Origin of the sequence: Wolbachia endosymbiont of Oedothorax gibbosus, from assembly GCF_936270435.1 — a bacterium.
Classification (GTDB): domain Bacteria; phylum Pseudomonadota; class Alphaproteobacteria; order Rickettsiales; family Anaplasmataceae; genus Wolbachia.
On sequence record NZ_OW370567.1, the window covers coordinates 644,925 to 671,340 of the forward strand.

Below are 26,416 nucleotides of genomic sequence, written 5' to 3' on the forward strand. Positions count from 1 at the left end.
TTGTGGAATAGGTTTTCTAAGTAGATTAATTATATATTACCTCACATAAATAACTAATCTAGTATAGTATTAGACAACAATTTTGCCAAGTAAATTATTCAGTCTCTTAGCAAACAGGCTTGCATCATCCATCTCTTCACCTTCCACGATGCAAGCTTGGTAAAATAATAAATGGATCATGTCCTCCAATGTTGGGTTTTCACCACTTTCAGCATGGGATTTCATTATGCTTTTTATTACAGGATGCTTAGTGTTGATTTCCAGCACCTTTGGCGTGCGGTAGTTTAGCTGCTTTTGTTCACGCAAAAAACGCTCCATGCGAAGATCCATAGCACCTTCATCAACCGCTAGGCATACGGGACTATCAGTCAATTTTTTGGAAATTTTTACGCTTTTTACTGAATCTCCGAGCACTGTGGTAAAATATTGCAGTATAGTTTCCTCAGTTTTTTCTCCATTCGATTTATTTTCTTCATCTTTCTTATCTTCTTCTGAAGAGAATTTTTCCAAATCAACATCTGCGCGGGTTACAGACTTGATTTTCTGATCTTTGTATTCATGAATTACACTAGTCCAGAAATCATCAACTGGATCAACAAATAGGAGCACTTCTAGTCCTTTACTGACAAATCCCTCAAGTTGTGGACTGTTTTTCACTGAATCCAAGCTATTTCCGGTGAGATAATAGATATGCTCCTGCTCAGGCTTCATTCTGCTTATGTAGTCATCAATGCTGACTAATTTCTCATCACCAGTACTATGAAATCTGCAAATTGAGAGTAGCGCTTCTCTCTCATCAGTTGGCATAGCTTCACAAAGACCCTCTTTTAATACTGCACCAAAATTGGTCCAGAATTTTGTATATTCCTCTAAATTCTCTTTTGCCTTTTTACCGAGCTCTGATATTACACGTTTAGTGAGAGATTTTCTGATCTGCTCAACAACGCGATTATTCTGCAGCGTTTCTCTGCTGATATTAAGAGGCAAGTCCGGTGAATCAACGATACCTTTCAGAAAACGCAAGTATTGTGGTATGATCTGTACGTTATCTTCAGTAATAAATACCTTGTTTACATATAACTTCACAGAGCAACGTCTATCTGGATGAAATAAATCAAAAGGTTTAATGGAAGGAACATAAAGCAAATTCGTATATTCTATTGCACCTTCATTTTTGTTATGCAATATCATCCAAGGCTCCCCGCCAACATGAGCAACACTGCGGAAAAAATCGTTGTGTTCCTCTTGAGTAACGTCATTTTTTGGCTTAGTCCAAATTGCAGCCTTACTGTTTAATTTTTCACTTTTTCCTTCTTCGTCTATAAATTCAACAGGAAAGTTTATGTGATCTGAATAAGTAGTGACAATGTTTTCAACACGAAATTTATCTAAAAACTCATTCTCTTCAAGGCGCATAATGAGCGTAATTTTGGTTCCGCGAGGAACTTGATTATCTGATTTACTTATCGAATACTCTCCATCTCCTTTGGATTGCCAGACCCAAGACTCCTCCTCTCCAGCTTTTCTTGATTCTACTATTACTTCTGATGCAACCATAAAGCTTGAGTAAAAACCAACACCAAACTTCCCAATCAGCTCCACAGCTTGGCTTGAATCCTTGCTATTTTTAATCGCATCTAAGAACTTTTGCGTACCAGAGCTTGCAATTGTACCAAGGTTATCTATTAAATCTTGTCTGTTCATTCCGATGCCATTATCAATGATATATAGCTCGTTCTTATCTTTATTGGAGCTAATAGTGATTTTTAACTCATCACTTAAATCTAGCAAATTAGGATTTAGTTGAGATTCATAACGCAACTTATCACATGCATCCGATGCATTTGATATTAATTCACGCAGAAAAATGTCTTTGTTGGTATAAAGTGAATGAATCACTATATTCAGTACTTTCCCTACTTCAGCGTCAAATTTTAAATTTTCAGTTTCTTGTACGTTATGCATTTTAAGCTCCATTATTTGCCTACTACCCTAATAATTTAAGTATTAAATCACGATCTTTCAAGGTCACGTACACCAAAATTAATGTGGGTGTAGTTATTACGACACCCAACGTCAAATTTTAAAATAGAGAGTGTAATAACTAGCTACCACGGGTTTTCTATGCCTTTTTTTTCTGCCTGGTAAATTTCTTAAATATTAAAGCTAAGGTTAGTTGCATTTAAAAGCAGCTAAATTGCAGTGTTTAAGACTTAAAAAACGCCAATACTGAAAATAGATAGTAACCGGGGCTTCTTTTGCCTTTTTTTTATTTGGTAAATTTCTTAATGTTTATAGCTAAAAGAGCCCAAGAGAGGTGTCATTCCAGTGCCCCTGTGATGTCATTCCAGTGCTTGGCACTGGAATCCAGCCTTTATTATGCAGCCACTTGGTTGAAATTAAGTCTTCTGGATCCAAGTAGTCAAGGCACTGGCATCATAAAGGAACCAGTGTCAGCTACTTGAATGACATCATAGGGGCGCTGGCTCTGACAACCGTCATCCCGCTGCTTGTTAGCGGCTAAGAGATACCGCGGCGGTATGACGGTCCGTAGCGGCATGACGATAACCTCATCATCCTACTGCTTGAAAGCGGATCACCTTTCACGACCCGTGTTTACTTCATTCACTTTAGGAGTATTAACAGGCGTTATTGCTGGGTTCTCAAGCTTTGTTTCCTGCTTCAAACCCTCGCTTATACTTTTGTCCTGATTTAAAATTTTATCAAAGTTCTTACTTTGTTGATGACCATTCACCACGCTGATTTCTAAGCCGGGACTTTTATAATTGAAAGACTCACCAGGTTGGACACTATATTCCTTACCATTAATATTTAAGTTAATCGCATTAGCAATATTGGGAGAAGCTGTGTCTCGTTGTAAATGTTGTTCTGTTTCAGGTCTTAATTGATTTTGGACATTATATTCCCTGCCAGTAACGTTTAAGTCAATTGTATTAGCAGTATGGGGAGAAATTGTATCTTGCTGCAGATTTTCAGGACTATTGTATGTAATACTAATGTTGAGAGCTTTATCCTGATAATTAAAAGCCTTTTCTGGTTCTAGGTCAAATCTCTTTCCGTTTATATTTATAAAAGAACTCTGATCCATACTTTTCTGTTGCTTTTCATTATTTGATGTATCTCTTTGAGCATCTTCTTTTATGCCACGAGCATTTTCCACACTCTTTTCATCCTCACCTAAAAGTTTTTCTAATATTTTCTTAACAAAGCGCTTCAGAAGACTCAAAAACCCTTCTTCTTTTTGATTTTCTTGTGGTTGAGGTGTGTTATCTTTTTTGCCTGGCTCAGTGTTGAGCTTCTCTTTTACAGAACTCTTGCTCACTGAGGGACTAACGATGTGCTCTGATGGCTGTGTATCTGTTTGTACAGAAGTTTCAGCAGTCTTTTTTTGTGTATTATGTTCAAGGTCTTTAACTGCTGTTGTAGTTTCTCTAAGAGTGTTAGCTGTTTCTTGAAATTTTTTGTCATTTTTTGATTCTGCAACTTTTTCACTTGTAAAGATGCCCTTCCCTTTATATTGTTGGTCAAGCTCAGCAATTCTTTCAAAATCTTGACGTACTTTTTCATCTGCACGTCCTTTTTGACTTTCAAATTTCTGATTCAATTCTGCAACGTTTTTCATTTTGTTCTCAAGCTCTTTACTTTTCATAGCCTTTAGAGCCTCCGTTCCTTTTGCAATATAATTAACCTTCTCTTCTAATGAGGTGCCTTCTGGAAAAGCACCTGGAGAACGTTCAAAAACATCTTTAAACTTTTTTTCAACATCCTGGGCCATACCTGTTACCTATTAAAACATATCATATAACCAGTATATTAGCTAATTATATAAAAAACAGTTAACATAACCTGTGGTAGAGCGTCCTATTTATATTTTTTTTATTAAAATGCTATTTACTTACTTAAGTTAAAATGTATAATTATATAAGAGATGAAAGATAGCCCATTAGCAGTAGTATTCGATTGGGATAATACCTTAGTTGACACTCAAGATAACATTTTTAATGCTATTAAGCATACCATAAACTCAATGGGGTATAGTAATAAAGCTGCTGATAGAAATTCCCATGAGTCGAGAAAGAGCTATATGGTCAATTTATTTGGCGATCAGTGGAAAAAAGCAAATCAGATATATCAACAATATTTAGACGATGCACTATTGCAAAACATCGCTCTGAATCAAGGAGTAGAGAAAATGTTGCAGACACTGAAAAGCCACAATGTTTATCTAGCAATAGTAAGTAATAAGAAAAATACTAATTTACGTGAAGAAGTTACCTATTTTAAACTGGATTCTTACTTTGAAAGAGTGGTTGGGTCATGCGATACCACAGAAGATAAACCATCTGCAACCCCGCTGCTATTTGCACTAGAAGAGAGTACGTTGCCTATAAATAGAGAAAATGTGTTTTTCGTTGGTGATAGCATCACAGATGTTCTGTGTGCACAAAATGCCAATTGTTTACCTATTATATACGGTCAATCAATAAGCGGTTTGTTATGTTTTCAACATTTTGATAAACTTACAGATTTTATAATAAAGTATTTAGAAGATAGGTAATGACCGCTGTCACAGAGATTGCCAGTATAAAAAGGCGCTTTTGTGCACATTTAATAGATGTAGCAATTTCAACCTTATTAATTGTACTACTATTAGAGGATTCTCCGTTGATCTTAGATGTATGGTCCCAGAGTGTGATGGTGTGGAGAAGTTCAGATAAAAGATCTTGTAATAGTTTAGCTGCATCTTCACTGCCTCAACATGTAACCCAATTATCTGTCTGATTCATTGCCAACCACACTTTTTTTGTCTTCTTACCAACAAAACTCCACATTTCGTCGCATTCTACTACTATTTTACGTTTGTTGATATTGACTCTATATGACTCTTCAATTTTTTTTTTACGTTGTTGTATTTTTTATTTACATAATTTTGTAAATGGGTTTATGAGATTGCTGTAACTCTTCCGCTATAGGAATTCTTTCAACTATCCACTAAATTCCATTCTTCCTGTGTAATATACTTTTTCTTTGCATTTTCCACGAATTGCTTGCCACATTCTTTGCATTTATATTGTTGTTTTCCACTTTTCAACTTACCGTTCTTAACGCACCTGCCACTGCACTTAATACATTCCATTCTAGTATAATATTTTTTACCTTATACTAGCTTTTTTTTCCTCAAGATATATTTATATCATGAGTTGTTGAGGACTACCCCTTGTTCTTGGCTATTTATTACTTGTTCAGCATTAACTTCATCAAAATCAGGAGAAGGCCATTTTGTTTGTGCATAAAACATATCATGTATAGCGCCTACAGCCATAAAAACTGCAACAAGGGCAAGTGCTGCTATTGGCGCACATAACACCAAGGAGATGCATTACATACAATATAGACTGATAAAGCAATGACACCTACTCTCAAACCAGATATTAATTGATCACATGCACTATATGTATCAACTCTTCCATACTCGACCAATAACTTTTCAATTTCATTGTCCTGTACAACAATTTTTGTATTAGGATCTGCACCATTTTTTAAGAGAAGCTCTACAATTTCGATATTTCGAAAATGTACAGCCTTAGATAATAGATTACATGTGTTTATATAATCACCAAACTGTCCATCCTTGCTGCTTTTGACTTTAGAAAATACCTCCTTGAGATATTCTACATCTTTGTTCTGGATAGCACTACATAAAGATGATTTCAAATCATCAACAGTATTAATTTCATCTAAATCCTTCCTGCTTATCTCGTATTGAACTTCAGGGGTCATTTCTGAATCTCGTGGAATAAAGTATTGATATGCAGCGATTATCTGATAAAATCTTTCTTTTATTATGTCTTGATCTGGATCCGCATCCGTACTAAGCTTAATAAGCTCACAGCGTCGTTCTGCACATTTTATTGATACTTTCCTTTTACTAGGATTATCACCCTCATGAAAGCCTAATATTTTTAAAGCTTCCTTTCTATTCACAATAAATCTCCTACTGAAATATCTTAAGTATAAGTATAACCCAAAATTTCAAAAAGCAAAATTTTTTATGCTAGGCTGGACCTATTGCACAACTGTACAAACATTGTCTACAAGGAGGGTGTCATTCCAGTCTGGAATTCAGAAAAAAGGATGGTGTCATCCCAGTACCCTCTTCTGTCATCCAAGTAGCTGACACTGGGATCTCATTTCACCTTATAAAGGTGTCATCCCAGTAGCCTCCCCACTGCCATTAAGTTAAGGAAAAAGAGATGGACTGTATTATAAAATCAAGTAAGATACCGTCTCGCCAGTCAACAAAAAAATTATAAAAATTGTCTCATTGCCTAAGCTGTATTGTGAAATCAAAAAATACTGCCAACTGTAGCGATATACAGATTATAGTTAATGTATATGTTAATTTCTGCTGTCTTGTATATACAAAACTAATTAACATATACACTAACCAACTATATTAAATAAATTTGTATAAAATACTATTTTACATAAGATCGTATGGTAGCATTTTTTGATTTTAAATCACTAAGCCTTCAGTCAACCTCCTAGCTCTGTAGTTCTTGATATGATTTGGATCAAAAGCACTTTTGGATGTCAGAATACCGAAAATGATGTGGAGTAGCTTACGCATTGCAGCACCAACGATGGCCATATTATGCTTACCCTTTTCCTTTAATCTTTGGCAAAAACTCATAATGATAGGATTGTGATTCTTAGCTACTATGGCAGGAAAGAAAAGTGCCTTACGTAATGTTTGTGAACCGGATTTACTTAATCTGGGTTTGGCATATACAGATGAACCTGATGTTATATTTCGTGGTATAGTTCCAGCATATGCTGCCAATTGCCTGGCATCTCTAAAAGTTTTTATGTCAGGAACTTCAGCTAAAATAGCTATTGCTGATTCCTCTCCTATGCATGGAATAGTCAATAGAAGTTGAAAGTTTTCTAACAACTTTTTGTGTTGCTTTAATAGTTCACGTATGGAGTTTTTTATTGTTTCTATTTTTTGAGCTATATTCATTGCAAGGTCTTCCCAAGCATTTGCAACTTCTTTAGGCAGTCTCTCTTTTTTTTCTAGGTGGTTATTTACTAATGTCAATTCATCTTTTAACGCAGCCGAACAACGATAAAGATGTCTTAATTTTTTCAGTTCAGGAGAGGGTGGTGTCCAGCGAGCAGGTTCTTGTTTTTGGCAATAATCAGCAATTATTTCTGCATCAGTCTGATCATTCTTTTGTCGTATAAGCTTACTTTTTGCATAAAATCTTATGCAAGCTGGATTAACAACACTAACAAAATGTCCAGTATTGTGTAGAAATTCAGCCAAAGCTTCACTATAACAACCGGTAGCTTCCATGCAGGCTTTTACTTGTTCTACATTATGTTTTTGTAGAAAGCTCCGCAGACCTTGAAACCCATTATCATCGTTTTTAAAGCTCCTTTTCCTAGTTTCACGTTTTCCTTTTTTACTTATAAATGAGAGAAAAACATCAAAGCGATCTTTTGATACATCTATGCCCAGAAAGTTGTTGATCATATATAACCCCATACGTTACCATTTTAAATGAAAAGTAAGGCTAACCTTGTGAATACAGAATTAGAACCATTTAGGTCTTTCTAAGATACCGTTCAGCCTGTACTTTTGAGGAGGGAACTCTTATCTTACTTACAGATTTTATATCTAAGGTGCGCGACAGAGTGTTTCCCTTCTCCATCTAATGCTTAAGCTTAAAACATCAGATGCTTTTTTCAAGATACAAGATCCGTGAGTCAAAAGAAGTAATAATATGAGTAAAAAAAAGAATAATCACATTTATAAAAAATAAATTGATGAGTTTAAATTTTATAAACACTCACAAAGCATCCTCGAAAGATTTCTCACGAAAAAGAAAGTTGCCTTTCGTTAATGTATTTCTTCTGATCTTTAGAAAGAGTGTAAAATCATTACAAGTAATGCTTAATGAGTTTATTCTACATACAAGAAAGGATTATACAATTACGGCGAGTGCATTTACTCAAGCAAGGAAAAAGCTAAAGCATACTGCGTTTTCAGAGCTAAACGATGATATAGTTTCTCTATACTACCAAGATAAGGAATTTAAAACCTACCATGGTTTCAGAATGCTTGCATTTGATGCTTCTATACTCATCCTGCCAAAAAGTAGCGAGGTGATAAATGAATTTGGCTCAAAGAAATTATACCAAAAAAGAGCTCGGAGATTACACAAGTACAACCTTTGAAGTATGTTACAAACAATGTCGCAATAAAATCAGTACTTGGCAGAAGTGACAGTTATCTTAGCTATTAATATGCTTGGCAGCGTGAAATCTAATGATTTGCTGATCTGTGATAGGGGATATGTTTCTTATCGGTTTTTTGCTGAGCTTGCACAAAGAGGCATTAATTACATAATTCGCTGTCCATATTCGTCATTTAATGAAATTAATGCTATGTTTAAGCCAGAAAGTCCATCTGATACGATAGTAGTGTCAACTGCATCTGTCAAAATAGCGAGACAGCTAAGAAAGTTAGGATTACCTGATAAAATAAAGTTTCGATTAGTCAAAATAGTTCTTCACTCTGGTGAGATTGAAGTGTTAGCTACATCGTTATTAGACGAACAGCAGTTTAAAGCTGAAGAATTTGGGCTATTTACGTTGGGGAGTAGAAACATTTTTTTCCAAGCTCAAAGGAAGGTTAGGTTTAGAAAATTTTACAGGTAAAAGTGTTGAAACCATAAAGCAGGATTTTTGGTCAACTATCTTTATTAGCAACTTAGAAAGTATTATGACAGAAGATATAGAAGAGACATTGAACGCAGGCCTAGCCAATGGCAAGTCTGAGAAAAGCATCAATAAATCTGTCTCATTTAATGCAATAAAAAACTTGGCTTTCGATATTTTTTCTACAGAGTCAGACACAGACTGCATCATGGATCGATTATCAAAGTTATTTTTGATGAACACTCTAGTGGTGAGAAAAGGAAGAAAAGTTGACCGTAATAAAGTAACTGATACTCGTTCACTGAACTACCAAAAAAGAGCTAGGAAGCATGTGTTTTGACCAACTCATATCTTCTGATAATAACTGGATAGCTTATTGCCATAGTTCCTGTAAAATGACTCCTAAATCAACTATTTCTTAAGTGATTTACACTTCAGAGTTTATCTGCTTTAAAGTCTACTCTATTTTGTTTTGGTATTTGCCATAAATCCTTAGTTATTTCTAACTTTTTAGTTCAGTTTTTGACCATTCCTTCCTTAACTTAATGGCAGTGGTAGCCTCCCTCCCCTGTCATCCGAGTAGCCCTCTTCTTGTCATCCAAGTAGCTGACACTGGGATCTCATTTTACTTTATGACGGTGTCATCACAGTGCCCTTATAATGTCATCCCAGTGCCTCTATGATGTCATCCCAGTGCCCAGACACTGGGATCCAGGAAAAAGAAATGATGTCATGAAAGTAGCCCCTATGATGTCATTCCAGTGCTCCTTTCTCGTCATCCCAGTGCCCTTATAATGTCATCCCAGTGCCCAGACTACTTGGATCCAGGAAACTTAACTCTACACCAAGTAAATGTACAATAAGAACTAGATTCCAGCATCACGCGCACAACTGTACGAACATTCATTTTTGAAGGTAAATTGCACAGCAAATGGTGTCATTCCAGTCTGGAATCCAGGAAAAAGAATGATGTCATGAAAGTAGCCCCTATGATGTCATTCCAGTGCTTCCTTCTCCTGTCATCCCAGTGCCTTGACTACTTGGATCCAGGAAACTTAACTTTAAATAAGTGGCTGCATAATAAAGACTAGATCCCAGACTGGGATGACACCATAGGGGGCACTGGGATGACACCCTACTAGCAGAAGTTACTCTCAAATGTTTGTTCATGTTGCTATAAATATTAAGAAATTTACCAAATAAAAAAAAGGCAAAAGAAGCCCTGGTCATTGTTTATTTTCAGTATTGGCGTTTTTTAAGTCTTAAACGCTGCAATTTAGCTGCTTTTAAGTGCAGTTAACCTAAATTGTAAACGTTAAGAAATTTACCAGGCAGAAAAAAAAGACAAAGAAATCCCGTGGTAATTAGTGTTCACTCTCTAATCCTGCAAATCGGCGTACTATACTGTCTTAAACAGCGCGTTTCAGCTTATATAGCTAGCAATACTGTGAAGACATAAGGTGCACATAGTGCAAAAAATTAAAAATAAGACGCCAACTACGTTGTTTTCTTGCTGTTTAATCTGCACAGATGAAGATAACTGAATACCTTCAGTATCATGATAAAGGAGCTGGCGAAGTTTGTAAAGTGATTTTTTCGTTTCTATTCCCAATAAAAGTTTGTTATATGGTTATGCAAGAAGTCTATTATAAACGAAATGAATGTGAAAAATATCTTATTAGTGTTTTTAGTACAAACGGTATTCAGTTTGCCGCTATTTGCAGCTGATCCTGTTTTGCTCAACTGCATTGAAACTCCAGAAATTTATGACCTTGATGCAAGGCCAAAAAATTTTAACTCTTCAAACAATTTAAGAAGAAAACCTGGTTCTCCAAATAGTGCAACGGGAGAATTAATACACATAGTGGGTAGAATTACTGATATAAACTGTTTACCAATACAAAATGCCGTAGTTTCTATATGGCACGCGAATTCACGCGGCGTGAACCATTACGATGAGAATATAGAGGATGATCCGAATTTTGCTGGATCAGGAAGGTTTGTAGTGAATAATCTTGGCTATTATAATTTTATTACGATAGCACCTGGTAAAATTGGTGATAGAGCTCCACATATCAACTTTCTAGTTCAACATCCAGATTTTCCAGAATTCACAACGCAAATGTTTTTTGCTGACCATAATTGCGATAATTGTGCTGATCCTGTTCTTGGAGATTTTGTTAGTAATGGGCTTGCAAGCCTTCTCATAACACCATTTACTTACAGTGATCAGGTCATAAAAACCTATACGTTTAACATTACCTTGGGCGGATATAATAAGTTCTCTAATAAAAGATTAAAAACCCTTGCATGTAAGGGAGTCCATAGTAAACTTGAATATTATTGCACTTAGGATGTATATGAAAAATATCTTACTGATGTTTTTACTATGTTTTATGTACAGTTTACAATTATTTGCAACGGAGATGCCAGCAATGAAAATAACAATTTCTAAAATTTCGCCCAATTTTAAAACAATAGTAATGGGTTTATTTGAGGACAACGAAACCGTAAATGATGGCGGAGTTTTGCAAGGAAAACAGATCATAGATAATATAAAGCAATTTAGCGATTTCAATGGAAGTTTTGGTGAATTTTTCTCTACTGCTTTGCCAGAAGAAAAAAATGTCATAGTTGTTGGACTTGGTAAGAAGGATGAATGGAATGAAAATAAAGAATTAAATATTGGTGGTAAAATATATTGTGAGCTAAGCAGATTAAAAATTAAGAAAGCAGCGGTTTTTATCGAAGGTAGTGCAGCAAATGTTGCATATGGTGCGTTTCTGCGTAGTTTTAAGTTTGATAAGTATAAAACTAAAAAGGATGAGAAAATTACAGAGGTAGAGGAGATTACCGTATTAGTCAAAGATGAGCAATTAAGTAATGCTGAAAGATCATTTGAGCACTTAAGACAAGAAGGTGAGAGTATATTTCTCGCGCGCTCTTTTATAACAGAGCCTCCTAACATTCTATATCCAGAATCCTATGCTGATCATATAAAAAAAGAACTTACTAAGCTTGGCCTTGAAATTGAAGTGCTTGACAAAAAGCAGATAGAAGAGAAAAAAATGGGAGCCTTGCTTGGAGTCGCACAAGGAAGTAGCAAAGAACCAAAATTAGTAGTGATAAAATGGAATGGGGCTTCCAAAGAACAAAAACCAATAGCTTTTGTTGGTAAAGGTATAACGTTTGACACTGGTGGAGTATCACTCAAACCTTCACGTGGTATGGAGTCGATGAAATATGACATGGCAGGTTCTGCTGCTGTGGTTGGAGTGATGCATGCTTTAGCAGGACGAAAAGCAAAAGTAAATGCGATCGGTGTGGTTGCACTTGCAGAAAATGCAGTGGGTGGTAATGCTCAAAGACCAAGTGATGTAGTAACTTCAATGTCTGGACAGACAATAGAAGTGTTAAACACTGATGCGGAGGGAAGACTCATACTTGCAGATGCTTTGTGGTATACGCAAGAGAGATTTTCACCACAATTTATGATTGATCTTGCAACCTTAACTGGAGCTATAGTGGTTGCGCTTGGAAATAACGAATATGCTGGTCTTTTTTCCAACAATAATGAATTAGCGGATCGTCTGATTGATGCCGGAAATGAAGTAAATGAGAAGTTATGGCGTTTTCCTATGAATGAAACTTATGACAAAATCATTGATTCACCGATTGCTGATGTTCAAAACATCGCTCCTGCAGGCTCTGGTGGGGATAGCATAATGGCTGCACAGTTTTTACAGCGTTTTGTGAATGAAATTTGCTGGGCACATTTAGATATAGCAGGCACTGCTTGGCACGAAAAAGGTACTGACATTTGTCCAAGAGGAGCAGTAGGTTTTGGTGTAAGGTTACTTAATAAGTTGGTTGAGAAGTACTACGAAGTCAATGATTAAAGGTCTTTATACCGGTTTATTCATGGCTACATGAACGTTTGTTTTTGAGAAATGAAAGTAGCTGATACATATTTTTTTTCTGGTCAAGTACTGGAAGAAGTGACTTTTTATTCAAATAATAATTATAACTAAGAGGTCTATTGAAATTTTAAAGTTATTAAATATTGACGCTATATACTTAAGTGTTAAAATAGAATGAGAAGTTTTTAGGAGTTTATATGGCAGCAGGTGGGAAAGCAAAGACAGCTAGTAAAAATAACCCTACTCAGCGTAAGAAAGCTGAGCAAAAAATGTATAAAGATAAACCGGTGAAACCTGTTAGATATATAGATCGTGACTCGCGCATGAATTATATGTCTGCTCAATATGACAACGGCAATCTGGTTGAAAATGAGATAAGCGGCAATCCTATAAAGTGGGAAGCTGTATAATAGTTGTGGTTAAAGTTACTATTAATTCTAAGGAATGTGAAGTAGAGCATGGGCTCACTATAATTCAAGCTTGTGAAGTTGTGGGCGTTGAAGTTCCACGTTTTTGTTATCATGAGCGTTTAGCAATTGCTGGCAACTGCAGAATGTGTTTGGTTGAAGTGGAGGGTGGACCTCCAAAACCAGTAGCCTCTTGTGCAATGCCAGTTGCAGAAGGGATGGTTATTCACACTGATACCCCTAAGGTTAAAAAAGCACGTGAAGGTGTGCTTGAGTTTTTGCTAATTAACCACCCGCTTGATTGCCCAATTTGCGATCAAGGTGGTGAATGCGATTTGCAAGATATCACGATGGCTTATGGGAAAGGAAACAGCAGACTTGATGAGCATAAGAGGGCTGTGCCAAAAAAACACTTCGGACCACTGGTTGAGACTGCGATGAATCGATGCATTCATTGCACTCGGTGTGTTAGGTTTTTGTCCGATGTTGCAGGTACAAATGAACTTGGAGGAATCGGAAGAGGAGAAAATGTAGAGATTAGCACTTACATAAAAAGGCATATTAGTTCTGAATTATCTGGAAATATCATAGATCTTTGCCCGGTAGGGGCTTTAACTTCAAAGCCTTACTCCTTTACAGCGCGTCCATGGGAGCTATCACATTGTGAGACTATAGATGTGCTGGATGCTGTTGGAAGTAGCATTAGAGTTGATTATCGTGGCCTGGAAGTTATGCGAATATTACCAAGACTAAATGAAGAAATTAATGAGGAATGGATATCAGATAAAACTCGCTTTGCTTATGATGGGCTGAAAGTTCAGCGTCTTGATCGACCTTATGTAAAAAAAGATGGTAAATTAGCCCCAGTTGATTGGAATGAAGCATTAACTGTTGCTGCAAAAAAATTAAAGAATACAAAATCAAATAAAATAGCTGCGCTTGCAGGGGATTTAGCAGATTGTGAGTCTATGCTTCTACTCAAAGAAGTGATGCAGAAGCTCGGCTCGGGGAATATAGACTGCAGGCAAGATGGTGCAAAGCTTATACCAAGTAATCGCGGATCTTATGTGTTCAATACCACTATTGAAGGTATAGAGAATGCAGATTTGTGTCTGCTTATAAATACAAATCCAAGGATAGAAGCACCGATCATTAACGCAAGATTGAGGAAGAGATATTTACAGGGCAACTTTCCTATTGCAAGTGTTGGTCCTAACATTGAATATTTATATCATGTTGAGAAACTGGGCGATAATCCTGATATTTTGAGTGAAATAGCAAATGGAAATCATAAGTTCTGTGAGCTGCTGGTGGATGCTCAAAACCCTGTGCTGATTATCGGTCAAGATGCATTAGTAAGAGATGATTCTGAATCAGTTCTAGTTCTAGCTGGCAAAATTGCAGAAAAATTTAACATGGTCAGAGATGACTGGAATGGCTTTAATGTGCTGCATAAAGCTGCAGCAAGAGTTGGTGGGCTAGATATTGGGTTTGTTCCTAAAAAAGGCGAAAGGGATATTAATCAAATATTGCAATATGCAGAAAGTGGTGAAATAGAAGTTGTTTATCTTCTTGGTGCAGATGAAATTGATACATCAAAATTAGAAAATACATTTGTAATTTATCAAGGTCATCACGGTGATAAGGGTGCACATGTGGCAGATGTTATCTTGCCTGGTGCTGCATACACAGAAAAATATGCAACTTATGTAAACACTGAAGGTCGAGTGCAAAGAACAAATTTAGCTGTATTTCCTCCAGGTGAAGCAAAGGAGGATTGGTTGATTATTAAAAATCTCTCGCAATATTTGGATCTCTCTTTACCATATGATAGTTTATTTGATGTGAGAAAAAAATTAGATACTATCGGTCCACAGTTTAGAAATGCTGATCAAGTGGTAAAAAACACATTGGTACCAATCAGCAATGGTAAAATAAATTTAAGTAATACACCTTTTACTTTAAAGGAGTGTAATTTTTATATGACGGATTCAATAAGTCGCGCTTCAAAAATAATGGCGGATTGTACTAAAGCTTTTTATGATAACGCTAGTTAATATTTTATTTATTTTAACGCCCTTTTTACTGCCAGTCTTGGTTTACTTTGAGCATAAAGCCAATTTAGTAATAATGAACCAAGATTCAATTTTAGAAGATAAGCCTTATACGTTGCTACAATTACGTGCGGATATTGTAGAACTATTTATTAATGTGCTTACATACGGATATAGTGTATTTCCTGTAATTATTAAGGAAGGTATCCGTTCAGCGGAGTGACAGAATAAGGTAGACAAGGTGATCTAAAAAGATAATCATAGAGCAAAAGTGAGGTAATGTGGTAAACCTTTTAGAACTTTGCAAAAATTTACAGCAAAAAATAGAGAAGTTATACCAATTCCTAAAAATAAATAGACGAATAAAGAAAAATTTCTAAAATAGAATAATTTAAGAATTAATGAGAAGTTATGGCAGCAAGCAATAGGAGAAGAATTATATAATAAGAGTAAGCTGGAATTACGGCATAAGAGGAGAGATAGGAAGAAGATTACAGGCAATAATATCTGCAAAAGAATATGGAATAACAAAAGTTGCTCAAATATATCGAATTACTAGAACTACATTGATGAAGTGGATTACAAGATTTAAGGAAGGAGGAGTCGATGCGTTTAAAATACAACCAGGACGTGGAGTAAAGCCGAAGTTAAGCTACAAGCAGCAAGAAGAAATTAAAAATGTCATAGCAGAAGAAGGAGCCAACCTAACGGCTAAGAAATTAAAGATCATAATTGAGAAAATGGGAATGTTCAAAAAAGTGTGTCAAACCGAAAAAAAAGTAATAAATTGATATAAAAAAATGGAGGTTTGACAATGAGTCAGAAAGTAGTAAACAGAACTACCGGATTGGTAGATTATAAAGAGTTGGAAACCTGTCGTCTATACGAGAAGGAAGACCGTTGACAGGAAGGATTAACACCATTTATAAAAAAGCTGCTGGAGGCAAGTCTAGAAGATGAAATAGAAAACCACTTGTTAGCTGAAAGTGAAGAGAAGAAATGGGAGAAATGGAAAGACTCTACGGACAAGTGCCGGTTCATTTGAACTTTTGACACCAAGGGATAGAGAAGGAACCACAAATAGTCAAAAAAAGGCAAACAAGCTTACATCCAGAGCTTGAAACGAAGACATTTGCCAGTGGCATGAGCTATAGAGATATAGCATCACATGTAGAAGAAATTTACGATCACAAAATATCGGCGGCAGAGATATCAAGTATTACCGACAAATTACTGCCTATAATCAATGAATGGCCACTGCAATCAGTATACCCGATAGTATTTATGGATGTTTAAGGTCAAAGAGGATCGTAAGTAAATGTATGTACAATATATTGGGCATAGACCAAAAAGGCAGAAAAGAAGTCTTGGTTGGCTGAAAGTGAAGGAGCTAACTTTTGATTGGGAGTGCTAAATGACCTCAAAGAAAGAGGAGTAGAAGATTGCATGTGTAGATGGGCTAAAAAGCTTTCCTGCAGCTATAAATAGTGCGTTTCCTAAAGCAGAAGTACAGCTATGTATAGTGCATCAGATAAGAAATTCACTAAAATATGTATCCAGCAAAGACGTGAAAGTTTTCATGAATGATTTGAAAAAAATATATCGTGCTACAAGTAAAGAAATTGCTCTTACTTGAGCTGGAAGAAAAATGGGGAGAAAAGTATCCTTTAGTTATAAAATCGTGGCAGAACAATTGGATCTGGTTATTTCAAGTATTCTAGCCCAGTTAGGAGGCTAATTTATACTACCAATCCTATTGAGGGACTGCATAGACAGATTAGAAAATTCACTAAAACCAAGGGCTCATTTACCAGCTTGTATAAACAGGTATATTGTGCTATAAAGAAGGTAGAGCAAAAATCGACTATGGCTCTGCCTAATTGGGCTTTAACTATAGACCTGCTGCAAAAGATGATTGAAAAAATGATGTGAGAGAGGTAAAAGAAGAATAAGCAGATTGAGTAAGGTAAAAAAATGAGCTTTAGTTACTATAACATGAAGAAACACCCAAGAAACTTTCGTAATATAACAGGTTTAACTATAGAGGAGTTCGAAAAGGTGGTAGAAAAAGTGAAGTCTGAGTGGGAAAAACTTGAAAAACAGAAAAAGTGCCATGGTAGAAGATCACAACTACCAACTCTGGAAGACAAGTTATTTTGCGTAATTTTGTACTATCGCACTTACATAACACATAGATTTTTAGGGTGCCTGTTCAATGTGCACAACGCAAATGTATGTAGGTTACTGAAGAAAATAGAGCCATTACTTGCCAAAAAAGTTACTATAACAAAAGATAGAAGTATGACACCAGAAAAAATACTAAAGATTCTGGCTGATGTTACAGAACAGCAAACACAGAGGCCAGAAGATAGTAAAAAACGGAAGAAATCATATTCAGGAAAAAAAAGAACCAACACTATGAAAACTGAAATTGTTGTTGAGGAGAATGGAAAAATTTTGTCAGTGTCAAGGTCACATCGCGGCAAAATTCATGACTTTCGGATAAGAAAACAGGAAAATTTTTGCCAAGAAATAGTATAAAATACGCTGATTCTGGGTATCAAGGCTGGCAAAAATTGCAGAGCAATGTTGTAATTCCGTATAAAAAGTACCGTAAAAAGTCATTGACTCCAGAGCAGAAGGAACATAACAGAAGGTTAGCATCATTTAGAATGAGAGTAGAAAATAAGATTCGCGAAATAAAAATATTTAAGATTATGTCACATGTTTACCGTAATTTTCAGAAGAAATACAACTTGAGATTTAATATTATTGCTGGCATTATAAATCTTAAGCATGCCTTTTAGTTAACCTTGATTTTAGCCTTCCTACTCCCCTTTTTCTTACTTCTTGATTCGCAGCAGGTCTTATCTTTTTTTCCTTAATGTAAGGGACTCTTTTTCATCCTTCTGTGTGGCAACTCGACATTTTTGTGAATTTTTTGAAAACCCAGCATCGGCTAAAACTTTTATACCTTCTAATACATGCACTTTTGACTCATTGAAAAGCAATGACGTACAAATAATTTTCTTGCTCTTCTTTTCTGCAATTATTTGTGTTTTTAGCGTATGTTTTTTCTTCTTTCCTGAATAAAATCTTTTCTGCTTTTTTTTGGCCTCTCTACAGGTGTTTCCGTTGCATCAATCACCAAAACCTCATATTTCACGTCGCTTCTTAGGAGTTCTTTTCGCCCTGGCAATGCAAAATCTGGGTGTTGTATTAGAGTATCCTCTACCCATTTTACAGTTTTATATGCCGTACTTTCGCTTACTCCATAGTATGTGAAAATATGTCCGGTATTCTCGTAAGTATTCTAATACCATAAGCAGCATGTTCTCTTCGCTTAGCTCTTCCTCCCTTGGCTTTCTTTTTTTTATTTTCTTTACATAAAATCCCTGCCATTTTATTAAATGTTGATTTTTTTACTCCTGTTAGCCGACGAAATTCCTCTTCATTCAGCTCTTTCACTATTTCATACTTCATTTCTCCTTACCTCAAAACCACTACTTTAATGATTTTATTCTAGTTTCGAAAGAGGTCTAATGAAAAGGTTTAAAATCATTTCCGATAGATATAGAAACCGACGAAAACGTTTTGGTTTAAGATTTAATTTGATTGCTGCTATCCACAATTTTGAGCTCCTTATGTGAATTTTGAAAGAAGCCTACTATCGCTGATATTTTTCCTTAAGTTGACACCATTGCCCGAACGGATACATGCCAATTTTATAAATCAAGTTTATTTCTGTAAGTAGCTACAATTTAAAGACCTTGCTTCATCAATGTAATGGAACAAAACCTTTTTAGTAAGTTCAAAACCTTCTAAAGTCTCTCCTTCGCATCTTGCTGTAATGCAGTTTTGCGTATTTGATACCCTAAGGAGCCACCAACCTTTATTATCGGTTACCTTAACACCATCAAGATCTGAAAATACAATATTTTGCTGCTCCAGTGTTTTCTTTATTGATTCAATTATTTGAAATTTTTTCTCATCTTTCACTATAATCTTTACTTCATGAGTGATATATAACTTCGGTAAATCCTCAATCACCTGAGATAGGCTTTGGTTTTTCTTAAGCAAAATGTCAACTGCTTTAACAGCAGAATATAGCCCATCATCAAAACCTAGCTCAGAAAAGAAGAAGTGCCCGCTTAATTCACCAGCAAACTTTGCCTCTTCCTCTACCATCTTCTTCTTAATTAGTGAATGTCCAGTAGCGCAGGTAATAACTTGCCCTCCTAACTTGCTAACAAAATCATGCACTTTCATACTCATTTTTACGTTAGCAATAACTTTGCTTTCTGGATATTCCTCCAACACTTCACGTGCAAAAATTATAAACAAATGGTCATTGGAAACAACGTTGCCTTTATTATCAATTAAGCGCACCCTATCGCTATCGCCATCTAGCGCAATGCCAAGATCACATTCATATTTCTTCACAATGTCAATTAATTGAGCGAGGTTTTTTTCCTCTATGGGATCTGGATCATGTAGTGGAAATGCCCCATCTATAGAGTTATTGGTTACGATGTGCGTATGACCAGGTAAGATCTTTTCAATATACCTTATGATGCCACTTGCTGGACTATTTCCACAATCCCAGGCTATTTTTAATTTCTGTGTAGTATTGTTCTTTACCGCACTTTTTAATATGCGAATGTACTCATTATATATATTTATGTTAATTAAGCTTCCAATTCTTGTACTGTTTTTAATTAGACTGTTTATAATTTCCTTCATTTCTTGATCTGAGAAGACTTTTTTATTACTAAAAAATTTAAAGCCATTGTATTCACTGGGGTTATGAGAAGCGGTTATTACAATACCAAGATCCGCCTGCGTGATTTGCGTTGCAGCGTAGAGCATAGGTGAAGAGCATAGTCCAACGCGTATAACATTTGCTCCAGATAAAGTTAAGCCCCTAATTAATTCTCTTTCTATACCCGGTGAATCTATTCTGCTGTCGTAGCCGACACAAACATTAGCTACGGTTTGGCCAAACTTTCTGCCTATTTCGTACCCATCATTAATCTGCAAATCTTTGCCTATTATACCTCTAATATCGTATTTTCTTATAATGGTATTGTCCATACTGTACTTCTTGAAGTGACTACTATATAACATTTTAGCCAAATGCTCAAGTTTATTTATCCAACAATTAGTTGACTTTTTAAAGAAATCTGTTAATATTATAGTATATTTTTTAAAATGTAAAATTATGCCACAGGAAAACGAAAATGTATTTATAGCTGAAAGTCAAAGTTTAAATGTAGATGAACAGCAGAAAAAGGATATTTTAGATGCGATTGAATCTTGTAGCAGCTTTCAAGAGACTATAAAACAATTGGAGGAAAAAAATTTAATCTGGTATTTTATTGGTCCTTTATACAAAGATGAAGAGGTTAGGAAACAGATAAGCTCAAAATGGGAAATAGATTTCCAACAGTTCGAGCAATCAATAAATGAAACACATAGAGAGTTTGAAGCATCTTTACCAAATCAAAATTTCTTAGTGTATTCAACAAAGGATAATGGCTTCAATATCAGATTTGAAAATGAAGAAAAACCAATAGAAATTAGTAATATTCTAAAGGCCAGCAGTGAAGGTAAGGTTTATAACATATCTTTAGGGAAAGATAGTCAAATAACCGCAAGCAAGAAAAATGGCACTGAGAGGCACTATGATTTTACTGGTTCAAGCTCATGTGAAATGACCATTAACTGGCAGGCTAAAGATTCTGAAGGCAACAGCATAGACTGTAGCATGATCGTAAAATTGGATTTTGGTGGTATACAGAGTGTTATTGGTAAGCCAAAGTTTGGAGGAATAACGAGTTCAGAAGAAGTATTAAAGTTAGTTGGACAAAATAAAGAAGTTTTTATCAACGGAAAAACTTTATATCAAGCTTTTACTAGGAGTGTAGACGATCAGCAAGTACCAGCAGAGGAAATATTTACAAAAGATCCACATATATCACCACAGTCACCTACACCAAGCAGCAGTGGGTATTCCTCTCCTGGTTCGCGTAGAAGTTCTCTTTCTGTTGAGAGCGAGGTTGGTGATGAAGAGTTTGAAATCACTAATGGATACATTGACGACGACTATGATAAACAAAAAATGCACAAAGATTATGAGAGAAAGTATGAACAAGAAGGATTAAAAGGAGTAGATGAGACTATAAATGAAATTAACAAACTTGCAGAGCAGCGTGACTTCTTGAGAGATGAAGTTAATGAACAACGGCAAGTTATATCTGAAAAAAATCAAAGAATAAAGGAACAAGGTACTTTAATTGAGTCGCTTATGAGTAAAGAGCAATTAAAGAATCAAGAGTTAGTTACCTCAGTTATGGATTAGAAAATAGATAAAAGTATAACTAAGAAGAGGGAAACAGGGTAAACTCGAGTATTTTAGTAATAATAAGAGGTTACCCATGAAGAAAGATATTACAGAACTGTACTGTTGCGTCGAGGATTTTTGTCGTGCGGTAGATGATAATTTTGCAAATAGGTTCTTATCAAACGGCAAAAAACCAACCAGAGTACCAGAAATAGCGCACTCAGAAATTCTAACCATAATCCTATTATACCATAAATCACCATGTAAAAACTTCAAGGCTTTTTATCTTTGTTATCTTCAGTTATTCTATAGATCAGAGTTTTCAAAGCTGCCTTCATATCACAGATTTATTGCCTTAAAGCCGCGAGTTTTGTGGTATTTAGCATTACTTTTGCAATGGTTTTGTGAACAAGCAAAAATGACCGGGATTTCCTACATAGATTCTACTTCAATAGCAGTATGCCATCGAAAAAGAATCTCAAGAAATAAGGTTTTCAAAGGATTAGCAGAGTTAGGAAAGAATACTTACGGCTGGTTTTTTGGTTTTAAATTACATGTAGTAATCAATGAAATAGGTGAAATTCAAGGTGTTACGCTAACCAGAGGTAACGTCGATGACAGAAAACCTGTACCAACTCTAACCAAAAAACTAACTGGACTTTTGTTTGGAGATAAGGGCTATATAAAGAAAGAGCTCTTTGAGAAACTATTCGATAGAGGTCTAAAACTCGTCACTAAAGTGAAAAAAGGTATGAAAAATGCACTGATTTCGCTGAAAGAGAAGATTTTACTAGGGAAAAGATCGATTGTTGAAACGGTTTTTGGCTGCCTAAAAAACAAATTTGAACTTGAGCACACTCGGCATAGATCCACAGTAAATTTCTTGGTACATATTTTTTCTACCCTCATTTCTTATTCAATGCAATCGAAAAAGCCCTGTATTTCTCAGCTTTACTTCGTTGGTTAATCCATAACTGGGGTTAGTTAAGGAATTAAATCAACTGTACAAACCTCAGTTATGGATTAGAAAATAGATAAAAGTATAACTAAGAAGAGGGAAACAGGGTAAACTCGAGTATTTTAGTAATAATAAGAGGTTACCCATGAAGAAAGATATTACAGAACTGTACTGTTGCGTCGAGGATTTTTGTCGTGCGGTAGATGATAATTTTGCAAATAGGTTCTTATCAAACGGCAAAAAACCAACCAGAGTACCAGAAATAGCGCACTCAGAAATTCTAACCATAATCCTATTATACCATAAATCACCATGTAAAAACTTCAAGGCTTTTTATCTTTGTTATCTTCAGTTATTCTATAGATCAGAGTTTTCAAAGCTGCCTTCATATCACAGATTTATTGCCTTAAAGCCGCGAGTTTTGTGGTATTTAGCATTACTTTTGCAATGGTTTTGTGAACAAGCAAAAATGACCGGGATTTCCTACATAGATTCTACTTCAATAGCAGTATGCCATCGAAAAAGAATCTCAAGAAATAAGGTTTTCAAAGGATTAGCAGAGTTAGGAAAGAATACTTACGGCTGGTTTTTTGGTTTTAAATTACATGTAGTAATCAATGAAATAGGTGAAATTCAAGGTGTTACGCTAACCAGAGGTAACGTCGATGACAGAAAACCTGTACCAACTCTAACCAAAAAACTAACTGGACTTTTGTTTGGAGATAAGGGCTATATAAAGAAAGAGCTCTTTGAGAAACTATTCGATAGAGGTCTAAAACTCGTCACTAAAGTGAAAAAAGGTATGAAAAATGCACTGATTTCGCTGAAAGAGAAGATTTTACTAGGGAAAAGATCGATTGTTGAAACGGTTTTTGGCTGCCTAAAAAACAAATTTGAACTTGAGCACACTCGGCATAGATCCACAGTAAATTTCTTGGTACATATTTTTTCTACCCTCATTTCTTATTCAATGCAATCGAAAAAGCCCTGTATTTCTCAGCTTTACTTCGTTGGTTAATCCATAACTGGGGTTACAAAGAAAAAGAAGATTTAGAAATGGCAATTCAGCAATCTGGTATAGGTAAAAAGTCTCTTGCAGATGAGATAGAAGAAGTGGAGAAAAATGAGAAAATAGAGAGTTTGAGAAAAGAAATTAAGCAGAAGGATGAAAAGATACAGCAGATAGTAAGAGAGAGCCAGAAATTAGAAGGAAAGCTTCAAGATTTAAGGGCAAAGTATTCGGAAGTAAAAAACGAAGATAGTGAGTATATTGAAAATTTAACCCGTAAACTAAAACAAGCTGAGATTGGATTTATCGATAATAAAGATAAGCTGACTGAGCAAATAGAAAAATTGGCAGAAGAAAAGGAAAATTTATTTAGACAATTAAAAGCAAAAAGTACAGATTCAACATCGTTCAGAAAGCAACAATCAGAAATAGATAAGCTTAAACAACAGCTTAAGGAAAAGGAAGGGATGTTAACGTGTACACAGGAAGAGCTGGCATCTGTCAAAGAGAGTCTAGAGCAACTGCAGAACATATTACAGCAGGAAAAAGGTCAGGCAACTCAAACTGAAGTTGAATATGAAAGTAGAGGAACAAGCATGCAGCAGCAAGACCAAGGTATACAAGCTGTAAACAACAACTCAAGCAGAATAGCTAGTGGGTTAAGACAAGAAAACAAAAATTTGACTAGAGACAAACTAACTATATCTGAACAATTAAAACAAAAAATAAGAGAGATTGACGAATTAAAGAAAAATTTAAAGCAATTACAAGAAGAAAATAAACAACTAAAACAAAAAGCTACTCAAAATGCAGGAGTATCTTCAACAGACCAAAGAGAGACTAAGGAAGTGGAAGTTCAAACTGACGTGCAAATGAATGATTTCCATGATTTATATAATGAAAAAGGTGAATATGTTAAAACAGAATTCTCAAATCCAAACGCAGTCCCTGCTGAGGGTCCGGAAAAATCTCCTCGGAAGTGTTAAATAAACTGTAATAGTTTAGACTTGATCTGACAGGCATGACTTATCTGACAGAACGAAGTCAAAACCAATATCAGAATCTATTTTAATGTCATCAATATTTTTTTGGTAAGCAATATGCATACTGTCAAAAAAGGTCTGCATAGCAATACTTACCCGAATGAGGTCTAGTTCTATTGTAAAAATGCAACCAATGATCTACATCTAACTGAAGCTCTTCCAAAGTACTATAAATCTTTTTTCTAAAGATAATATTGATCTTGCATAGTTCTATGAAGCCTTTCACATATACCATTAATCTGTGGAGAATAAGCTTTGGTTCTAGAATGATCAATATTTTCTACTCCCAAATATAGCTGGTACGCATGATTCCCTGGTTTGCCACAATACTCTGTACCTCAAAATGCGTAGCAAAGGAACTTTCTGTTCATCAAAAAATGGTATAACTCTATCATTGAGAAGATCTGCAGCTGTGATGGCAGTTTTCTCCGTATAATGTTAAAAATAATGTAGAAATTTAACGCTAATTTTAGCATATCATGTTTAATGAACAAAAATCAAGTACCATATTTTATACGTTCTTGAATTAGCAATCCAAATTAAAGACTTGTTTTGTAATGGGTAAAGTTACACTGTGACTTTCGACTTAACCCAATTATACAACTTACTCATTTTACCATCTTGACCGAGCATTCCAGAGTTATTTTTATAAAAAGTGTCAACTATTAGCTTTATAGAGCCTATGGCAGCAGAAAATACAGGATTTTTATCATATTCGCCATCAAGGCCACTGAGGGATTCAGGGCACCCAATTCGAACTTGTTTATTGAATATATAGCCTGCAATCTCTTTCATGCTTGTGAGTTGACTAGTTCCACCTGTGATCACTACTTTATTAATTGGATCTTTCTGCTCTTGAAATTGCTCTCTTACCATTTCAAGTATTTCTTCAACTCTTGGTCTTATGATGTTAATAAGCTCAGATTTGAATACTTGAGTAGGTTCATCATTTTCACTATTTTGCACTGTAATATATTCGTTCTCATCTATTGAGGTTACGATAGTGCTACCATACAGTATTTTTATATACTCTGCACGTTCTATGCTTGTGCATAGCCCGTAAGCAATATCTCGAGTGATATGAACGCCACCAATTGGAACGCTGCTTGCACACACAAGTTTCCCTCTTTTGAAAATTCCAATTGCAGTGCATCCGCCTCCTATATCAACAATAGCAGTTCCGAGCTCTTTTTCATCTTCACTGAGACACGCAAGACCTGCAGAATATGCAGAAGCAATACAACCTGCCATATTTAATCCACCATTATTGGTAATACAGTTTTCAATATTGGTAAGCGCTGGACGCGAAGCAGTGACAACATTAACATCAGCAGATAGTCTTTTTCCGTACAATCCACCAACCTCTTTTATATCAGTCATGTCATCCAAGTGATATTTCAGTGGTATATTGTGAATGATAACATTTTCTTCAATATATTTCTCAAACGTCTGAAAAACTACACGTCTTATATCACGCTCAGAAATCTCATGATTAGCTGCAATAATTTCATTATGTACATTGAAAGATGAGATGCCACATCCAGCAATATTCACATATATCTGGTCTATAGTTTCCTCTGACACTTGCTCAGCTAAACCTATAGTTGATGAGATGGAGTAATTTGCGTGTTTTACATTAGTTATCGACCCACCGTTTACACCTTCTGCAATCTTATAACCCGTTCCTGTTACTTTATAGCTGAAGTTGCCATTTATCTTAACGATTAGACAAATAATCTTTGTTGTACCTATGTCTAAAACAGCAAAAACGTTTCTCTTTGGTTTTGCTATTACTGCAGAGTACATTAGTTAACCTTATTACGCAATTTCATTTAAATTATAGCTTTCTTTAATAATTTATATTTCTATTATAGATATAGCAACATTTTAATATACCCTAAATTCTGGACAAAAGGAAAAATAAAACATAGAAT

Annotated in this window: 18 protein-coding genes and 6 pseudogenes; 15 read left to right on the forward strand and 9 right to left on the reverse strand. The window is 35.4% G+C overall.

All coding sequences use genetic code 11. The features are described 5' to 3' along the window. Window positions 1-69: 69 nt before the first annotated feature. Window positions 70-1,965: a molecular chaperone HtpG gene (gene htpG / locus NBW39_RS03240; RefSeq protein WP_250295596.1), complete on the reverse strand. Its 1,896-nt coding sequence runs from the start codon at window positions 1,963-1,965 to the stop codon at window positions 70-72. Between the two features lie 631 nt (window positions 1,966-2,596). After that, window positions 2,597-3,796, reverse strand: coding sequence for a hypothetical protein (locus NBW39_RS03245; protein WP_250295597.1), 1,200 nt, complete (start codon window positions 3,794-3,796; stop codon window positions 2,597-2,599). Window positions 3,797-3,949: 153 nt separating this feature from the next. Between NBW39_RS03245 and NBW39_RS03250 the strand changes: the two genes are divergently transcribed. After that, window positions 3,950-4,579 carry an HAD family hydrolase gene (locus tag NBW39_RS03250; RefSeq protein WP_250295598.1) on the forward strand — a complete coding sequence of 210 codons (630 nt, stop codon included), beginning with the start codon at window positions 3,950-3,952 and terminating at the stop codon, window positions 4,577-4,579. 423 nt (window positions 4,580-5,002) lie between these two features. Here the strand turns inward: NBW39_RS03250 and NBW39_RS09205 are convergent, their stop codons facing one another. The 3 genes from NBW39_RS09205 to NBW39_RS03260 form a co-directional block, all read right to left on the reverse strand. Beyond that, window positions 5,003-5,158, reverse strand: a complete 156-nt coding sequence (locus NBW39_RS09205) for an IS1/IS1595 family N-terminal zinc-binding domain-containing protein (RefSeq protein WP_375603647.1) — start codon at window positions 5,156-5,158, stop codon at window positions 5,003-5,005. A 212-nt stretch (window positions 5,159-5,370) separates the two neighbouring features. Then, window positions 5,371-6,006, reverse strand: coding sequence for an ankyrin repeat domain-containing protein (locus NBW39_RS03255; RefSeq protein ID WP_250295599.1), 636 nt, complete (start codon window positions 6,004-6,006; stop codon window positions 5,371-5,373). A gap of 532 nt (window positions 6,007-6,538) precedes the next feature. Then, window positions 6,539-7,561, reverse strand: coding sequence for an IS110 family RNA-guided transposase (locus NBW39_RS03260; protein WP_250295600.1), 1,023 nt, complete (start codon window positions 7,559-7,561; stop codon window positions 6,539-6,541). 293 nt (window positions 7,562-7,854) lie between these two features. Between NBW39_RS03260 and NBW39_RS03265 the strand changes: the two are divergent. From NBW39_RS03265 to NBW39_RS03305, 9 genes and pseudogenes are all read left to right on the forward strand, one after another. Further along, window positions 7,855-9,088, forward strand: a pseudogene (locus NBW39_RS03265) (IS4 family transposase). Window positions 9,089-10,405: 1,317 nt separating this feature from the next. Then, on the forward strand, window positions 10,406-11,101 hold the full coding sequence (locus NBW39_RS03270) for a protocatechuate 3,4-dioxygenase (RefSeq protein WP_370273709.1): 696 nt from the start codon (window positions 10,406-10,408) through the stop codon (window positions 11,099-11,101). A gap of 43 nt (window positions 11,102-11,144) precedes the next feature. After that, the gene (locus NBW39_RS03275; RefSeq protein ID WP_256466308.1) at window positions 11,145-12,647 is read left to right on the forward strand and encodes a leucyl aminopeptidase; all 1,503 of its coding nucleotides are present in this window, start codon (window positions 11,145-11,147) and stop codon (window positions 12,645-12,647) included. A gap of 218 nt (window positions 12,648-12,865) precedes the next feature. Further along, a complete protein-coding gene (locus NBW39_RS03280; protein ID WP_250295603.1) occupies window positions 12,866-13,078 on the forward strand; it encodes a hypothetical protein in 213 nt (70 codons plus the stop codon). 5 nt (window positions 13,079-13,083) lie between these two features. Next, the gene (gene nuoG, locus NBW39_RS03285) at window positions 13,084-15,132 is read left to right on the forward strand and encodes an NADH-quinone oxidoreductase subunit NuoG (RefSeq protein WP_250295604.1); all 2,049 of its coding nucleotides are present in this window, start codon (window positions 13,084-13,086) and stop codon (window positions 15,130-15,132) included. Continuing rightward, entirely contained in the window at window positions 15,116-15,352 is a 237-nt protein-coding gene (locus tag NBW39_RS03290) for a hypothetical protein (RefSeq protein ID WP_250295605.1), read from the forward strand. The genes nuoG and NBW39_RS03290 overlap by 17 nt, the downstream gene beginning before the upstream one ends. Before the next feature lie 256 nt (window positions 15,353-15,608). Continuing rightward, on the forward strand, window positions 15,609-15,920 hold the full coding sequence (locus NBW39_RS03295; protein WP_256466319.1) for a helix-turn-helix domain-containing protein: 312 nt from the start codon (window positions 15,609-15,611) through the stop codon (window positions 15,918-15,920). A 23-nt stretch (window positions 15,921-15,943) separates the two neighbouring features. Beyond that, a pseudogene (locus tag NBW39_RS03300) lies at window positions 15,944-17,061 on the forward strand (IS256 family transposase). A 42-nt stretch (window positions 17,062-17,103) separates the two neighbouring features. Continuing rightward, window positions 17,104-17,936, forward strand: a pseudogene (locus NBW39_RS03305) (transposase family protein). A gap of 80 nt (window positions 17,937-18,016) precedes the next feature. Here NBW39_RS03305 and NBW39_RS08965 read toward each other — a convergent pair. Continuing rightward, window positions 18,017-18,612, reverse strand: a pseudogene (locus NBW39_RS08965) (transposase family protein); the annotation flags it as partial. A gap of 56 nt (window positions 18,613-18,668) precedes the next feature. Here NBW39_RS08965 and NBW39_RS03315 point away from each other — a divergent pair. After that, a pseudogene (locus NBW39_RS03315) lies at window positions 18,669-18,779 on the forward strand (IS5/IS1182 family transposase); the annotation flags it as partial. A gap of 88 nt (window positions 18,780-18,867) precedes the next feature. Here NBW39_RS03315 and NBW39_RS03320 read toward each other — a convergent pair. Then, the gene (locus tag NBW39_RS03320) at window positions 18,868-20,223 is read right to left on the reverse strand and encodes a phosphomannomutase/phosphoglucomutase (RefSeq protein ID WP_250295607.1); all 1,356 of its coding nucleotides are present in this window, start codon (window positions 20,221-20,223) and stop codon (window positions 18,868-18,870) included. Window positions 20,224-20,350: 127 nt separating this feature from the next. Between NBW39_RS03320 and NBW39_RS03325 the strand changes: the two genes are divergently transcribed. The 4 genes from NBW39_RS03325 to NBW39_RS03340 all read left to right on the forward strand — a co-directional run bounded on the left by NBW39_RS03325 (window position 20,351) and on the right by NBW39_RS03340 (window position 24,425). Beyond that, on the forward strand, window positions 20,351-21,490 hold the full coding sequence (locus NBW39_RS03325) for a hypothetical protein (protein ID WP_250295608.1): 1,140 nt from the start codon (window positions 20,351-20,353) through the stop codon (window positions 21,488-21,490). A gap of 76 nt (window positions 21,491-21,566) precedes the next feature. Further along, window positions 21,567-22,439, forward strand: coding sequence for an IS982 family transposase (locus tag NBW39_RS03330; protein ID WP_250294632.1), 873 nt, complete (start codon window positions 21,567-21,569; stop codon window positions 22,437-22,439). A gap of 136 nt (window positions 22,440-22,575) precedes the next feature. Then, window positions 22,576-23,448 carry an IS982 family transposase gene (locus tag NBW39_RS03335; RefSeq protein ID WP_250294632.1) on the forward strand — a complete coding sequence of 291 codons (873 nt, stop codon included), beginning with the start codon at window positions 22,576-22,578 and terminating at the stop codon, window positions 23,446-23,448. A 38-nt stretch (window positions 23,449-23,486) separates the two neighbouring features. Further along, window positions 23,487-24,425 carry a hypothetical protein gene (locus tag NBW39_RS03340; protein WP_250295609.1) on the forward strand — a complete coding sequence of 313 codons (939 nt, stop codon included), beginning with the start codon at window positions 23,487-23,489 and terminating at the stop codon, window positions 24,423-24,425. 15 nt (window positions 24,426-24,440) lie between these two features. Here NBW39_RS03340 and NBW39_RS03345 read toward each other — a convergent pair. Both NBW39_RS03345 and ftsA read right to left on the reverse strand, forming a co-directional pair. After that, window positions 24,441-24,917: pseudogene (locus tag NBW39_RS03345) on the reverse strand (integrase core domain-containing protein); the annotation flags it as partial. Between the two features lie 132 nt (window positions 24,918-25,049). Beyond that, window positions 25,050-26,288 (reverse strand): cell division protein FtsA, encoded by a 1,239-nt coding sequence (gene ftsA, locus NBW39_RS03350; RefSeq protein WP_250295610.1) that lies wholly within the window; start codon window positions 26,286-26,288, stop codon window positions 25,050-25,052. Between the last annotated feature and the right edge of the window lie 128 nt (window positions 26,289-26,416).

Coding starts and splice junctions, on each gene's coding strand:
- htpG (WP_250295596.1), bottom strand. CDS start 1,965: ATGCATAACGTACAAGAAACTGAAAATTTAAAATTTGACGCTGAAGTA.
- NBW39_RS03245 (WP_250295597.1), bottom strand. CDS start 3,796: ATGGCCCAGGATGTTGAAAAAAAGTTTAAAGATGTTTTTGAACGTTCT.
- NBW39_RS03250 (WP_250295598.1), top strand. CDS start 3,950: ATGAAAGATAGCCCATTAGCAGTAGTATTCGATTGGGATAATACCTTA.
- NBW39_RS09205 (WP_375603647.1), bottom strand. CDS start 5,158: ATGGAATGTATTAAGTGCAGTGGCAGGTGCGTTAAGAACGGTAAGTTG.
- NBW39_RS03260 (WP_250295600.1), bottom strand. CDS start 7,561: ATGATCAACAACTTTCTGGGCATAGATGTATCAAAAGATCGCTTTGAT.
- NBW39_RS03270 (WP_370273709.1), top strand. CDS start 10,406: ATGAATGTGAAAAATATCTTATTAGTGTTTTTAGTACAAACGGTATTC.
- NBW39_RS03275 (WP_256466308.1), top strand. CDS start 11,145: ATGTACAGTTTACAATTATTTGCAACGGAGATGCCAGCAATGAAAATA.
- NBW39_RS03280 (WP_250295603.1), top strand. CDS start 12,866: ATGGCAGCAGGTGGGAAAGCAAAGACAGCTAGTAAAAATAACCCTACT.
- NBW39_RS03290 (WP_250295605.1), top strand. CDS start 15,116: ATGATAACGCTAGTTAATATTTTATTTATTTTAACGCCCTTTTTACTG.
- NBW39_RS03320 (WP_250295607.1), bottom strand. CDS start 20,223: ATGGACAATACCATTATAAGAAAATACGATATTAGAGGTATAATAGGC.
- NBW39_RS03325 (WP_250295608.1), top strand. CDS start 20,351: ATGCCACAGGAAAACGAAAATGTATTTATAGCTGAAAGTCAAAGTTTA.
- NBW39_RS03330 (WP_250294632.1), top strand. CDS start 21,567: ATGAAGAAAGATATTACAGAACTGTACTGTTGCGTCGAGGATTTTTGT.
- NBW39_RS03335 (WP_250294632.1), top strand. CDS start 22,576: ATGAAGAAAGATATTACAGAACTGTACTGTTGCGTCGAGGATTTTTGT.
- NBW39_RS03340 (WP_250295609.1), top strand. CDS start 23,487: ATGGCAATTCAGCAATCTGGTATAGGTAAAAAGTCTCTTGCAGATGAG.
- ftsA (WP_250295610.1), bottom strand. CDS start 26,288: ATGTACTCTGCAGTAATAGCAAAACCAAAGAGAAACGTTTTTGCTGTT.